The organism is Verrucosispora sp. WMMD573 (assembly GCF_027497175.1).
Classification (GTDB): Bacteria; Actinomycetota; Actinomycetes; order Mycobacteriales; family Micromonosporaceae; genus Micromonospora.
This window is the reverse complement of sequence record NZ_CP114901.1, coordinates 4,778,095-4,791,449: the sequence shown is the minus strand read 5'-3', so window position 1 is coordinate 4,791,449 and position 13,355 is coordinate 4,778,095. Positions and strand designations below refer to the sequence as shown.

General features: G+C 71.4%; 12 protein-coding genes and 2 pseudogenes. 8 read left to right on the top strand and 6 right to left on the bottom strand.

All coding sequences use genetic code 11. The features are described 5' to 3' along the window. The first annotated feature begins 9 nt into the window (after nucleotides 1-9). On the top strand, nucleotides 10-687 hold the full coding sequence (locus tag O7601_RS21870) for a lytic polysaccharide monooxygenase (protein WP_281562953.1): 678 nt from the start codon (nucleotides 10-12) through the stop codon (nucleotides 685-687). 97 nt (nucleotides 688-784) lie between these two features. On the opposite strand, the gene O7601_RS21865 is transcribed toward O7601_RS21870, so the two are convergent. Next, complete coding sequence (locus tag O7601_RS21865; protein WP_281562952.1) at nucleotides 785-1,969, bottom strand: helix-turn-helix domain-containing protein; 1,185 nt, start codon at nucleotides 1,967-1,969, stop codon at nucleotides 785-787. Nucleotides 1,970-2,212: 243 nt separating this feature from the next. On the opposite strand from O7601_RS21865, the gene O7601_RS21860 reads away from it, so the two are divergent. From O7601_RS21860 to O7601_RS21845, 4 genes and pseudogenes are all read left to right on the top strand, one after another. Next, entirely contained in the window at nucleotides 2,213-3,001 is a 789-nt protein-coding gene (locus O7601_RS21860; RefSeq protein ID WP_281562951.1) for a hypothetical protein, read from the top strand. Then, nucleotides 2,998-3,822 carry a hypothetical protein gene (locus tag O7601_RS21855; protein WP_281562950.1) on the top strand — a complete coding sequence of 275 codons (825 nt, stop codon included), beginning with the start codon at nucleotides 2,998-3,000 and terminating at the stop codon, nucleotides 3,820-3,822. The genes O7601_RS21860 and O7601_RS21855 overlap by 4 nt, the downstream gene beginning before the upstream one ends. Nucleotides 3,823-3,906: 84 nt before the next feature. Beyond that, nucleotides 3,907-4,632 (top strand): annotated as a pseudogene (locus O7601_RS21850) (hypothetical protein); the annotation flags it as partial. Nucleotides 4,633-5,220: 588 nt separating this feature from the next. Further along, nucleotides 5,221-6,612, top strand: a pseudogene (locus O7601_RS21845) (MFS transporter); the annotation flags it as partial. Here the strand turns inward: O7601_RS21845 and O7601_RS21840 are convergent. The 3 genes from O7601_RS21840 to O7601_RS21830 all read right to left on the bottom strand — a co-directional run bounded on the left by O7601_RS21840 (nucleotide 6,588) and on the right by O7601_RS21830 (nucleotide 8,576). After that, nucleotides 6,588-7,007 carry a YchJ family metal-binding protein gene (locus tag O7601_RS21840; protein ID WP_281562948.1) on the bottom strand — a complete coding sequence of 140 codons (420 nt, stop codon included), beginning with the start codon at nucleotides 7,005-7,007 and terminating at the stop codon, nucleotides 6,588-6,590. The pseudogene O7601_RS21845 and the gene O7601_RS21840 overlap by 25 nt on opposite strands. 344 nt (nucleotides 7,008-7,351) lie before the next feature. Next, nucleotides 7,352-7,960 carry a class F sortase gene (locus O7601_RS21835; RefSeq protein WP_281562947.1) on the bottom strand — a complete coding sequence of 203 codons (609 nt, stop codon included), beginning with the start codon at nucleotides 7,958-7,960 and terminating at the stop codon, nucleotides 7,352-7,354. A 124-nt stretch (nucleotides 7,961-8,084) separates the two neighbouring features. After that, nucleotides 8,085-8,576 (bottom strand): hypothetical protein, encoded by a 492-nt coding sequence (locus O7601_RS21830; RefSeq protein ID WP_281562946.1) that lies wholly within the window; start codon nucleotides 8,574-8,576, stop codon nucleotides 8,085-8,087. 639 nt (nucleotides 8,577-9,215) lie between these two features. Between O7601_RS21830 and O7601_RS21825 the strand changes: the two genes are divergently transcribed. Then, nucleotides 9,216-9,803, top strand: a complete 588-nt coding sequence (locus O7601_RS21825) for a hypothetical protein (protein WP_281562945.1) — start codon at nucleotides 9,216-9,218, stop codon at nucleotides 9,801-9,803. A gap of 146 nt (nucleotides 9,804-9,949) precedes the next feature. Beyond that, nucleotides 9,950-11,224 (top strand): lycopene cyclase family protein, encoded by a 1,275-nt coding sequence (locus tag O7601_RS21820; protein ID WP_281562944.1) that lies wholly within the window; start codon nucleotides 9,950-9,952, stop codon nucleotides 11,222-11,224. Here O7601_RS21820 and O7601_RS21815 read toward each other — a convergent pair. Beyond that, on the bottom strand, nucleotides 11,218-11,754 hold the full coding sequence (locus tag O7601_RS21815) for a GNAT family N-acetyltransferase (RefSeq protein WP_281562943.1): 537 nt from the start codon (nucleotides 11,752-11,754) through the stop codon (nucleotides 11,218-11,220). The two genes, O7601_RS21820 and O7601_RS21815, sit on opposite strands and share 7 nt — an antisense overlap. A gap of 62 nt (nucleotides 11,755-11,816) precedes the next feature. On the opposite strand from O7601_RS21815, the gene rnhA reads away from it, so the two are divergent. Next, complete coding sequence (rnhA, locus tag O7601_RS21810) at nucleotides 11,817-12,296, top strand: ribonuclease HI (RefSeq protein ID WP_281562942.1); 480 nt, start codon at nucleotides 11,817-11,819, stop codon at nucleotides 12,294-12,296. A 47-nt stretch (nucleotides 12,297-12,343) separates the two neighbouring features. On the opposite strand, the gene O7601_RS21805 is transcribed toward rnhA, so the two are convergent. Then, the gene (locus tag O7601_RS21805) at nucleotides 12,344-13,210 is read right to left on the bottom strand and encodes a pentapeptide repeat-containing protein (RefSeq protein WP_281562941.1); all 867 of its coding nucleotides are present in this window, start codon (nucleotides 13,208-13,210) and stop codon (nucleotides 12,344-12,346) included. Nucleotides 13,211-13,355 lie beyond the last annotated feature (145 nt).

Genomic DNA, 13,355 nt, shown 5'->3' with positions numbered 1-13,355 from the left:
GGAGGCACCATGCCTTCACGCAGGCCCGACCGCTCCGGACGAACCCGGTCCGGCGTCCGTCAGCCCCTTCGGGTGCTCGCCGTGCTGCTCGCGATGATGGTTGGCGTGCTGCCCTGGAGCAGCCCGGTCCAGGCCCACGGCACCATCATCAACCCGGCCTCCCGCGCCTACCAGTGCTGGCAGAGCTGGGGAAGCCAGCACACGAACCCGGCCATGCAGCAGCAGGACCCCATGTGTTGGCAGGCGTTCCAAGCCAACCCCGACACCATGTGGAACTGGATGAGCGCGCTGCGGGACGGTCTGGGCGGCAACTTCCAGGGCCGTACCCCGGACGGGCAGCTGTGCAGCAACGGGCTGTCCAGGAACAACAGCCTGAACCAGCCTGGTGCGTGGCGGACGACCAACGTGAGCAGCAACTTCACGGTCCAGCTGTACGACCAGGCCAGCCACGGCGCCGACTTCTTCCGCGTCTACGTGAGCAAGCAGGGGTTCGACCCCACCACCCAGCAGCTCGGCTGGGGCAACCTCGACTTCATCACGCAGACCGGCAGGTACGCGCCCGCGCAGAACATCTCGTTCAACGTCTCTACCTCCGGCTACACCGGACGCCACATCGTCTTCGTCATCTGGCAGGCTTCGCACCTGGACCAGGCGTACATGTGGTGCAGTGACGTGAACTTCGTCTGATCGACCAGCTCCATCGCTCCGGCCCAGGGTTGTCGTCCTGGGCCGGAGCGGCTCGTCGAGGTGGCCGCGGCGCTGCGGCGGGCCGGCGCGGGCCCGCTCACTGCGTGCGGTCGGCCCGAGCGCGGGCGATGCCGGCGCCGATGAGGCGTACGCCTCGGGCTGTCGCGGGGTGAAAGCCGAGCAGGTCGTGGGCCCGGCGGATGCGATAGTCGAGCGTGCGCGGGTGGATGTTGAGGGCGGCCGCGGTACGGAGGCGGTTCATGTCGTTGTCGTAGTAGGCGGCGAGCGTCTCCACAAGATCGGGGCCGGCGGAGAGGCGGCGGGTGAGGTCGTCGAGCCAGCGATCGACCGCGGGTAGCTGTGCGACCGCGAGTTCGATCAGGACGTCGGCGACCGTGTGCAGGCACTCGGGGCTCGGCTGTGCGGGCGCGACGCAGCTGACCCGGCGGGCCAGGTCGACGGTCTGGGCGAGGCTGCCGGCGGACCCGGCGGCGGTGCCGATCGACAGCGGACGGCCGACGGCGTCGGCGAGACCGCGGATCACCGCGAGAGCGGTCTGCTGCTCCGTGGCGACGAGCGTTCCGACCGTCCCCGACACGGGGGTCAGCAGGACGAACTCCGACGGCTTGCGCCACATCATCGGCCAGCGGTGCAGATGCAGAAGCGTCTCGACGATCCGGGCGCGCACCTTTGCGGTCAGGCGTCGCGTGTCACCTCGGATGGTGACGACCGTGACCAGGTACTGCCCTTGGTGGGACAGGGCGAGGTCCCCGGCGAGCTGGCCGGCGGCGGGGTCGTCGTGCAGTAGCGCCAGCGTGAGGCGCTGTATCCGCGCTGCGAACGGCACACTGCGGTGCTGCCCGGCGAGGAAACCCCGGGTGTACGCGGCCTGGGCGACCGCGCCCTGCGGGCCCAGCCACCGCAGCATCCGCATAACGTCCTCGATGTCGTCCGGCCCGGACGCCTCGCGGATCTCCTGAAGTGTCAGTGTCGAGTGCAGCATCAGCACCTGGCGCTGGGCTCCGGCGGAGATGCCGCGTTCGCCGCGCTCCTGGCCGACCGACTCCATCTGCCGCAGGTCGTCGTCGGTGAAGGGCTGCTCCTCGGCCGCGAGCGCAGCGGTGCGGCGGCGGAGCAGCACCGCGAAATCCATCATCGCGGCGAGCCCATGGCTGGACGCATCGACCTGCCGAAACTCGGGTAGCTCGCGTTGGTACACCCGAACGGCCCGTCGGGCATTGCGGTCGACCTGCTTGCTGAGCTGGTGGAACAGGTCTCCCATTGAAGCCCCTGCCTCGAAGGTCCAGCCGTTCCCGCGTCACCTCAACCTCAGAGATTAGTGCCCCGACCCGAGCAATAACCAGCGGTCCGCGAAGGGTGGCACCTCGTCCGATCGGGTCACCACAAGTGACAAGCGGTGCTGCCCGATCGCGCATCCGAGTTGTCACCGATGACGAAGACAAGCCGGTGGTGTGCGGTCCACGCTATTCGCGTCCGTCGATAACAGGGCGAAGGAGAGATCGCCATGGGACGTCAACCGGTACGTACGCTCGTCGCCGCCACGCTGGCGGTCGCCCTGGCTGTCTCGGGTACGGCGGTGCCGGCGCACGCCGCCGACGGCACGGTGCCCGTGCAGAAGGTCGGCACCACTGTCATCCAGCTACTGAACCTGTTCAGTGACGGCGGGCTCAGCCCCGAGGAGATCGCCCAGCTGGTGACCGACACCATCTTGGCTGTCGACGATGCCGAGTCGGTGGTGCTCACGCACATGGACGCCCTCGCCGCGGCACCGTGGCTCGGTGCGGCACGGGCGCACATCGTGGAGTTCAACGACATAGAGATCTTCGAGGAGGAGACGCTCTGGGACTGGGCGATGGCCGTCACCCACGACGCCGACGTGGCGGCGAGCGTCTTCAACGCGATGACGGACAGGAAGTCCCGCAACGACCTCGGATACGCGATCCACACGCTCTACCCGATGGCGCTGACCGCCCGGGTCAAGGCCGGGTTCGGCACGACCACGCTGATGCGCCACTACCGGGAGGCACTGGAGTCGATCGTGGAGAACCTCAAGCCGGTCTGCACCTCCGCACCAGGTGAGCTCGATCCGCACCCGTCGATCTACCAGGTCGTGCACACCTGCACCGCGCCCGACGGTCGGCGACTGGAATTCCAGGACTACGAGTACTTCGGTGACTGGCGGGAGGGCCCGTACTCGCCGGATTCGCTGTTGGAGGCCGCCGGGGCGGGCACGAGCTGGGCGGTGGCCCGGGCGGTCCTACAAACCATGGACAACCAGGGAGGCGATCGGTGACAAGACTACGTAAGCGATTCGCTACCGGCATGGCCGCTGCGGTGCTGGCCACCGGGCTCGTCGTGCCGGGCGGCGCCCGACCGGCGCAGGCGGCCGTCGACCCGGCTACGGTGGCGACGATCATCCAGTTCGCCGCCGCGGCCTACTCGTACTTCAACAGCTCGCAGAACGGCGGCCTCACACTTGAGCAGGCGACCAGCCAGATCATCGGCGCGGTAAACGCCTCCCGGGACGCGATAAACGCACACGCCGACGCGCTGGCGGTGGCCGAGGCGACCGGCTGCGTCCGGCACCACGTGCTCGAGTTCGCCGACATCGCCGAGTTCCCGCTCAGCCTCAAGCAGCGCTGGGCGCAGGACGTGACAAGCTGCGTGACGCTCATCGACGCGCTGTGGAACGCGGTCACCAACGCCTCGGCGAAGAACCAGCTCGGCATCCTGCTCGGCGCCGTCGGGCCGATCGCGCTGATCGCCCGGGCCCAGGCCCGCTTCAGCGTCACCGAGCTGAGGTCGTTGCTGGTCAACGCGTTCACCCGGGTGCAGACCCAGTGGCAGCCGTACTGCATGGGAACCCCGTACGGCGTCAACGAGGAATTCTGGATGAACTACCACGATCCGATCTGGCTCAACGGTGGCTTCTTCTGTTTCGGCCCGTACGACACCGTCACTCGTACGCACGTGGCCCAGGCAAGCGCTGGCGGCATGGGGCTCTTCCAGTACGGGGCGCTCATCCAGTACGACTTCGGTCCGCTGATCGACGCGGCCTCGAAGCAGTACGCGCACGGCGTCGCGGTCGCCTCACTGGCCCAACTGCGCCCGTAGCTCGTCACCGTCACTGGTTTCTGCGCAGGGGCAGGCGGGTAGGTCGGGCCGGACGAACCACCTGCCCCTGTGGAGGACCATCCGATGCGAGACGACTTCGGTGACGCGGTGGGGGACACCCTCCGCTCGATACTTCTCTTCCTGCCCAAGGCGCTCGCCTTCGTGGCCATCCTGGTTGTCGGCTGGCTGCTGGCCAAGACCGCGCTGAAGCTGGTGAACCGGCTGCTCGAACGGGTCGGCTTCGACCGTGCGGTCGAGCGCGGCGGCATCCGCCGGGCCCTGGCCCGCGCCCGCTACGACGCCAGCGACATCGTCGCCCGGCTGGCGTACTACGGGATCCTGCTGCTCACCCTCTACCTGGCCTTCGGGGTCTGGGGGCCGAACCCGATCTCCGACCTGATCGGCGGGGTCATCGCCTGGCTGCCCCGCGCCTTCGTGGCGATCGTCATCGTGGTCGTGGCCGCCGCCATCGCGAGCGCGGTGAAGGACATCATCTCCGGCGCGCTCGGCGGGCTCTCCTACGGTCGGCTGCTGGCCACCGTCGCCTCGGCGTTCATTCTCGGTCTCGGCATCATCGCCGCGCTCAACCAGATCGGTGTCGCCACCGCGGTGACCACGCCGGTGCTGATCGCGGTACTGGCCACCATCGGCGGCATTCTCGTGGTCGGGGTCGGCGGAGGTCTGATTCGTCCGATGCAGAGCCGGTGGGAGTCCTGGCTCGACCGGGCCGAGCGGGAGTCACGGACCATCGCCGAGCACGCCCGGGCGTACTCCGCCGGCCGCCGCGACTCCGACGAACGTCTCGCCGACCCCGCACCGGGCCACCGCGCCCCGGACGCCGCCCCCCACACCTCCCACCCGGTGACCGGTGCGGTGGCTGACCCCGCCGCGGGCTCGTCGTCCGTCGACGACCCGGAGGCGACCCAGGTCGTCACCGGACGTTCCCTCGATGCCGACGAGACCCAGATCGTCACCGGGCCCGCCGACGATCCCGACGCGACCACGCCGCTGCCGCGCCAGAGCGCCGCCCCGACGCGGCCAGCGCCGGAATCCTCGACGCCGCCGGAGAACGACCCGGAAGCCACCCAGGTGGTCGCCCCGAATCCGCCGCAGGTGCCGGCACCGCGGGACTCCGCCGACAGCGACTCGACCATCGTGCTGCCGAAGACCGGCGAGCAACGTTGACCGACGGGCGGGACGGGACCCGTGCCGGTCCCGTCCCGCCCGATTCACCTGCGCCCGAAACACCTGCGCGCAGGTGCCGAGCGGGGCGTTAGCATCGACGCCATGACCTGGCGACATTGATCCGTCATCCGAGGCCGTGGGCCGCCCGGACGCCGTGACACTCGCGTCCGTGACCGTCCCACCCGAAAGGCCCCGATGACCTCGACCTCGCCGCGTGCCCGCCGCCTGGCCGGCACGCTCTACGCGTACGCGTTCCTCACCGACCTGGTGCTGCTCTACCCGGTGTACGCGCTGCTCTTCGCCGACACCGGCCTGTCGGTCGGGCAGATCTCCTCGCTGTTCGTCATCTGGTCGCTGGCCGGCATCGCGCTGGAGGTGCCGTCCGGGGCCTGGGCCGACGCGACCTCCCGGCGGCGGATGCTCTGCCTCGCGCCGCTGTGCACCGCCGCCGCATTCGCCCTGTGGACCGTCGCTCCGTCCTATCCGGCGTTCGCCGCCGGGTTCGTCCTCTGGGGGGCCGGCGGCGCGCTCGCCTCCGGCGCGACGGAGGCCCTGGTCTTCGACGAACTCGACCGGCTCGGTGCCGTCGACCGGTACGCCCGCGTCATCGGCCGGGCGCGTACCGCCGGCACCGTCGGCGTGCTGGGGGCGATCGTGCTGGCCGCTCCGGTGCTCGGGCTCGGCGGCTACCCGGCGGTCGGCGCGGCCAGCGTCGCGGCCTGCCTACTCGCCGCGGCCGTCGCGATCCGCTTCCCCGACGACCGCCGGGCCGCCGGCCTTGACCTCGACCGGGCCGGCGACGGCATCTGCCGGCCGGGCCGCCTCGACACCGATCACACCGTGCCGCACGGCCTCGACGCCGACTCCGTCGTGCCTGGCATGGGTAGGGAGGTGCCAACGGTGGTCAGCGGCGTAGACACCGCGACGGCGAGACCCGACCAGGATGAGGACGAACCCGGTTGGTGGCAGGCGCTGCGCGCGGGAGTCGCCGAGGCCCGTGGTCACCGGTCGGTGCGCCGGGCGGTGCTGCTCGTCGCCGGGGTCGGTGCCGTCTGGGGCGCGCTGGACGAGTACACGCCGCTGTTGGCCCGCGACACCGGCGTCGCGTTGACCACCGTGCCGCTGCTGCTCCTGGCCGTCACGGTCGGGCAGATCGTCGGTGGTCTGCTCGCCCCGGTCGGTCAGCGGTTCGGCAGCCGCGGCTACGCGCTGCTGCTGGCCGGCTCGGCGCTGGCCCTGGCCGGGGGCGCGCTGTCGGGTCATCCGGCCGGGTTCGGGCTGGTGGCAGTGGCGTTCTGCGGCCTGCAACTGGCCTCGGTGCTGGCCGACGCGCGGCTACAGGCCCGCATCACCGGGCCGGGCCGGGCCACCGTCACCTCGCTCGCCGGCATGGGCACCGACCTGACGATCATTGTGGTGTACGCCGGGTACGGTCTGGTCGCCACCGTGGCCGGTAACCCGGTGGCGTTCGCGGTCGCCGCCGTGCCGTACCTGCTGATCGCGGCGGCACTGGCTACCCGGCCGAGCGGCGACGAGAGCCCGCGCGCGCCGGTCGTGGGGAACCCGCGCGCTGACCAGCTTCAGCCGAGGTCGTCGTCCAGGTAGACCCAGCGGCCGTCCTCGCGGACGAAGCGGCTGCGTTCGGTCACCGTGCCCGGCGCGCGTCCCTCCCGGTAGTGGGCGCGGAACTGCACGGTGCCGGTGCTGTCGAACAGGCCGCCGCCGTTGGTGTCGAGCACCTCCAGCCGGGCCCAGCGCTGAGCGGGGTCGAGGTGCAGCCGTGGCGGCCTGGTACGGGAGTGCCAGCTGCGCAGCAGGTAGGCCAGGTCGCCGACGGCGAAGGCCGCGTACCGGGACCGCATCAGCGCCTCGGCGGTGGGCGCGTCGGCCTCGCCCCGGTGCAGCCGACCGCAGCAGTCCGGGTACGGCAGGCCCTGCCCGCACGGGCACGCACCGGTCACCTCGGGTCCGCTGGTTGGTCGTCTGTCTCGCTTGGCCACCTCGCCATCCTTCCGGTCGCGGCTTCGGCCACCGCCAGCGGGGGCGCGCGTCGCCGCAAAGGGCCGACCGGCCGCGTCGACAGTCAGGAAGGTTCCGCCACGGCTAGAATGCCGGCGGCCGGGACTTCGCGTCGCTCGGGCCCTGAGTGACCGACGTTCTCGCTGGCGGGCCGGTCAACGCGATCCGGTTCGGGCACCCCGGCGACTGCCGAACGACTCCATCGTGGTGCCCCGCTTCGCCGGTGCCGGGCTGGCGGAGCGGGACCGGGACGCGGCGGCCTGGGAGGCCGCGAAATCTGCCGTTGGCGACGGGTCTTCCCGGCGCCCCGAGGGTCAAACGCGGTTCACGCTGCCCGGGTGGCGAACACGATGACGTTGTCGACGTACTCGCCGGTGTCCCGGTCGAACCGACCGCCGCAGGTGATCAGTCGGAGGCCGGCGGTGTCGCCCGGGCCGTAGACCAGGTCGGTGGGGAACCGGTCCTTCGGATACGCCTGGACGTCGTGCACGGCGAAGCGCACCATCCGGGCGTCGGCCCGGACGATCTCGATGGTGTCCCCGGGACGCAGACGTCCCAGGTGGAAGAAGACGGCCGGCCCGTCGGGGGAGTCCACGTGACCCACCAGCACCGCGTTGCCGGTCTCTCCCGGACTGACCCCGAGCCGGTACCAGCCCGCCACAGCTGGGCGGTCCAGCGGCGGCACCTCCAGCGCCCCGGCGGCATCGGCGGCGACGGACAGCAGTGGCGCGCGGACGTCGATGGCGGGGATGCGTACCTCGACGGGGACGGCCCGGGGTAGTGGCGGCAGGTGCGGCACCGTCCGGTGCGGAGCGGCGGTACCGTCCGGTTGCGGTGGTCGCACCGGCAGCCGCGTCGCACCCGCGCCGACCAGCGCGATACCGCCCACCGCGAGCGCCGCGACCAGGAGGCGGCCCAACTGGTACGCCCGCACCGAAACCTCCGTTCGCCGGTGCCCGCGTGGGGCGGGAACCGCGTCTGCCCGGCCACCTCGGGTGCCCGTACCGTCGAGCACGGTACGGGCACCCGTCACAGGATGGGATGGGGTGAGTCGTGGGTCAGTGTGTCGCGGCGGTGACGGCGTGACGTCGTCGCCGGGCCAGGATGACGCCACCGCCGAACGCGGTGGCCAGCAGGGTGACGCCGGTGGCCATCGTCCCGACACCGTCGTCGCCGTCACGGCCCCCGGCCTCGGCGCCGCCGATCGGGGTGACCGTGAAGGTCGCGCTGCCGTCGGCCGTACCGTCGCCGCAGGTGGCGGCCACCGTGTAGGTGCCGAGGGTGAAGCCGGCGGTGAACAGCTCCGCGCTCAACCCGCCGCCGGCGGCGGCGGTGGTGGAGCGGACGTTCTGGTCGCGGTCCGGCCCGGTGACCCGGAAGATCGCGTCACCTGACTTCGGGTTGCAGCCCGTCGCGGTCAGTACGACGGTTCCACCGACCGGCGTGGTGGACGGCGACACGGTCGTGTCGGCCAGCGCGGCACCGGGCAGCAGCAGCGCGCCGAGAGCGACCCCGCCTGCCGCCGGTACGAGAAATCTTGTTGCCTTCATACGCGTCTTCCCTCACTTTTCGTCCGCTGACTGTGTGGGACGTCGTTCGGGTGGCCAACTCCGTGACTAGCACCGGTGTGCCCAACACTAGGTGGGCTTGCGACCCGATCCGGTGAAAATGAGAAATCCTCGTTGCCGTCCGGTGTTCTCCCGGACGCCGGAGGCGTCGCGGAAGGGCGGTCGGGCTCCGTTGCGGGCGTGGTTGGGGGTGTGTCGCTGCGGATGGGGTGTGGCCCGCCGTGCCCCGTGCCCCGTGCGCCGGATGCGCCCTGTACGCCGGATGCGCCCTCTGCGCAGTGTGTCGGTGTTCAGCCGCGATCTTGGTGCAGTTTGGCCCCCAGGGGGGCGGTTTCGGACCAACATTGCAGGGCGGTCGGGGGCTCGGGGTGGAATGGGTGGCGGGTCGGGGGCGTTGGACATCCCTGAACGGCCGTGAACGACTGCCCGCCGCCGCGGGTGGCCCCCGGGAATGATGGCGGGTCGGTGGTCGTTACACATGGTCCCGGCGATGCGAAGCGGCCCTATCGGCCCCGCGTCCCGGAGAACTTTCCCCCTCTTTGAGTGCCTTTCTGGTGCTTGCGTGTATGCGCCCGTTTCCCCCTGGGTGTGTGTGCGTCGACCCCCGGATGGAGCTTTGTCATGAACACGATGCTGCGGAAGAGTGTGTTGGGTATTGCGGGTGTGGCGTTCACCGGTGGTCTGTTCGCCGGTCCGGTGGCCGCTCACGCCGACACCACCCCCGTGAAGACCGTTGCGGTCGCGGTGGTGCAGGCTGACAAGCCGGATGTCAGCAAGCTGCTGCCGCACGGCGTCCCGTCCAACCAGTCGCATGTTGATCTGAATGATGAGCAGGTCGGTAATGTGAAGGCGATCATCGCGGCGACGAAGAAGGCCGGTATGGACGAGCGGGCCGCGGTGGTGTCGATCGCGACCGCGCTGCAGGAGTCGAAGCTGGAGAACCTGGGTCACCTGGGTGACCGCAACGACCACGACTCGCAGGGCCTGTTCCAGCAGCGCCCCTCAAGCGGCTGGGGCACGGTGGAGCAGATCACCGACCCCGAATACTCGACCCTGGCCTTCCTCAAGGGCCTCAAGCAGGTCGACGGCTGGCAGGACATGCCGCTGACCGAGGCCGCGCAGACCGTACAGGTGTCGGCCTACCCCGACCACTACGCCCAGTGGGAGCAGCAGGCCGCCGACCTCGTCGCCCAGCACTGGACCAGCTGACCCCACCACCACCAGCCAACAACCGAAGACATTCCTCCACAGGGGGAACAAGAACCGCTGGCCGGCACCCCACCAGGGTGCCGGCCAGCGGGCTTTCGTCGTCCGGAGGGTCGGGGACGGCCCCTGCTCCTTCGACGAGCCTGACGATGTGGCAGCGTGATCGGATGGACTCCTCGCCCGTCGACGTCGATCTCGCCCTGGTGGGTGGGGGCGGCGCGGCGTCGCTGGTGCTGGCCGCATTGGACCGGCACCGGGTGCGCGACGTGCGGATCGCCGTCGTCGATCCGGTGCACCGGCGTGGGCAGGACCGCACCTGGGCGTTCTGGGGCCAGCCCGGCAACGACCTGGACGAGTTGCTCAGCGCCAGCTGGTCACGGGTCGAGGTGGTCACGCCCGACACGCATCGTGCCCTGGACCTGACGCCCCTGCGGTACGCGATGCTGCGGTCCGGCCCGATCTACGCCCGCGCCGCCGAGGCGGAGCGACGCCTGGGCGCGATCCGGATCGTCGCCGCTGCCGGTCGCGTCGACGACGACGGCGAACGGGTGCTGGTGCACGCCGTCGACGGTCGACCGCTGCTGCGGGCCCGTTGGCTGCTGGACTCCCGGCCACGGCCACCGCACCGACCTGGGCACACCAACTGGTTGCAGCACTTCCGAGGTTGGTGGTTGACGGCGGACCGGCCGGTCTTCGACCCGGCGCGGGCCGTCCTCATGGATTTCCGTACCCCGCAGCCGGCCCGAGGCGTCTCCTTCGGCTACGTGCTGCCCGTCGATAGTCGGTACGCGCTTGTCGAGTACACCGAGTTCTCACCCGACCTGCTGACCGGTGCGGCGTACGACGCGGCCCTGGCCGGCTACCGCGACCTGCTCGGCCTCGACCCGGCCCGGCTCACGGTGACCGAGGTCGAGAACGGTGTCATTCCGATGACCGACGGTCCGTTCGTGGCCCGACCCTCGCCCCGGGTGGTGCGGCTCGGTACGGGCGGCGGCGCCACCCGCCCCTCGACCGGCTTCACCTTCTCGGCGATGCACCGTCAGGCCGAACAGGTGGCCCGGGCGGTCGCCGCCGGCCGGTCGCCGGTGCCGGCGCCCGCGTACCCCCACCGGCACCGGTGGATGGACGCGGTCGCGCTGCGGGCGCTGGACGCCGGCCTGGTCGACGGACCGGAGTTCTTCGACCGCCTCTTCGACCGCAACCCGGCAAGCCGGGTGCTGCGCTTCCTCGACGGTGACACCACCGTCGCCGAGGACCTGGCGGTGATGCGCTCGACCCGCCTCCGACCGATGGTCACCGCCACCGTCGCCGACGCCGCCGGACGGATACGCGACCGGCTCGCGCCGTCGCGCCGGCCGGCATGGAAGGTGCCGCCGCCCGTCGTGGACACCGCGCCGCCGAACGTCGACGCCCCAGGTCACTGAGCCAGGACCTGGTCGACCCCGGACCGGTGGCGGTCGGCGGCGAGTGCCCGCAGGTGCGGCCCGTCCAACCGCAGCACGTCGATCTCGTCGACGGTGCGGGCGTGCAGCCGTCGGTAGAAGCGCAGCGCCGGATCGTTGGTACGCAGCACCCACCACTCCAGGCGGGCGCAGCCACGGGCCACGGCCAGCCTCGCCAGATGGGCCAGCAACGCCCGACCGACGCCGTCGCCGCGATGTTCCGGCCGGACGTACAGGTCCTCAAGGTGGATGCCGGGCCGGCCGGCCACGGTGCTGTAGGTGGGGTAGTAGAGCGCGAAACCGACAGGCGCGCCGCCGATCTCGGCCATCACCGCCTCGGCCACCGGCCGGTCACCGAACAGGGCGTCGGCCACGTCCGCCGGCTGCGCCGTCACCTCGCCGGGATACTGCTCGGCCTCGGTCAGCTCGACGATGAAACGGTGCAACACCTCCGCGTCGCCCGGCTCCGCCGGCCTGATCAGCAGCTGACTGTCGGTCACGACTCCACTCACCCGCCGAGCGTAGCGGGCCTGTCGGGTCGCTCGGCGGCCCGCGGACGGTAGGGTTTGCCGCCATGGTGGACGAGACGGCCGGCCGGGTGGTGCGGATCTGGACCGACGGGGCGTGCAGCGGCAACCCCGGTCCGGGTGGCTGGGGCGCGGTGCTGCGCTACGGCGCCCACGAGCGCGAGCTGCGCGGCGGGGAGGCGAACCCGACCACCAACAACCGGATGGAGCTGACCGCCGCCATCGAGGCGCTGGAGAGCCTGACCCGTCCGGTCACCGTCGAGCTGCACACCGACAGCACGTACGTGCGCAACGGCATCACCAGCTGGCTGGCTTCCTGGAAACGCAACGGTTGGTTGACCGCCGCCAAGCAGCCGGTGAAGAACGCAGACCTGTGGCAGCGGCTGGAGACGGCCTGCGTCCGGCACCAGATCACCTGGCTGTGGGTGAAGGGCCACAACGGGCACCCGGAGAACGAGCGGGCCGACGCGCTGGCCAACCAGGGCATGAACGAGGCGCGGAAGGCCGCCGCGCCAGTCCGCCGCTGACCGATCGCGCCGTCCCGGGCCGCGCCGTTCCCGTCGTCCCGTACCGATCAGCGGCGCCGGCCGCGCCGCGACGCTCCCGGCGAGGCGAGCGGCAGCTGTGACCAGTGGGCCGGGCGGTCGATCCGCCCCGGCAACCGGGTTCGTAGGTCGCCCCGGGCGGCATCGACCTGCGACCGGTGCAGGAAGAGAGCACCGGACAGGTCTGCCCCGCGCACATCGGCTCCGCGCAGATCCGCGCCGGTCAGGTCGGCTCGGGCCAGGTCCACTCCGCGCAGGTCGGCGCCGACCAGCGACGCGCCCCGCAGGTTCGCCCCACGCAGGGCGGTGCGGCGCAGGTCGCGGCCGACCAGCGTGGCGCCGCGCAGGTCGGCGCCGGCTCCGCCCCGGGCGCGGGCCAACTCGGCGGTACGCGAGAGCAGCGAGTTGACAGCCGCTCGATGCGCATCGACATCGAGGGCGAGCAGCGTTCCCGGGTCGCCGCCGGCCAGCCGCTCGGTCTCGGCGAGCGCGGCTGCCAGGCCCGGCCGCAGGTCGGCTGGAGGACTCAGCCGCAACGCCTCGGTGAGCAACCACAGCAGCTCGTGCAGCGGGCGCATCACCGCGAACACGTCGAACATCTGCCGGGCGCGTCGCGGCTCGTCGCGCCAGCTCCGCCCGCCGAAGACGACCTGGGCGACCCGCTGACCCGCGCCGAAGCAGTCGTAGACGGTGCAGCCGGGGAAACCCCGATCGCGCAGCTCGGCGTGGATGGTGCAGCCGAAGTCCGTCCCCAGGTTGCGGCACGGCTGGCCGGCGGGCTTGTCGAGCGCGAAGTCGGCCGACGCGGCGAAGGCGGGGGCGACGCAGCACAGGCCGAAGCAGCGGGCACAGTCGGCCCGCAGCTCGTCGCCGGCCTGCCCACCCTCGTCGGACATCCGATCCGTTCCTCTTCGCGGCGGTTGGATAACGTCTAACAGCTCTATTGCCTGCGGTGGATCTCTCTGACATATTCCTGCGTGGACGCTGCCAGCGACGGTCGCCAATCCGGATGCCGCGCTGCGGTGACGCCGTCATGCCGGA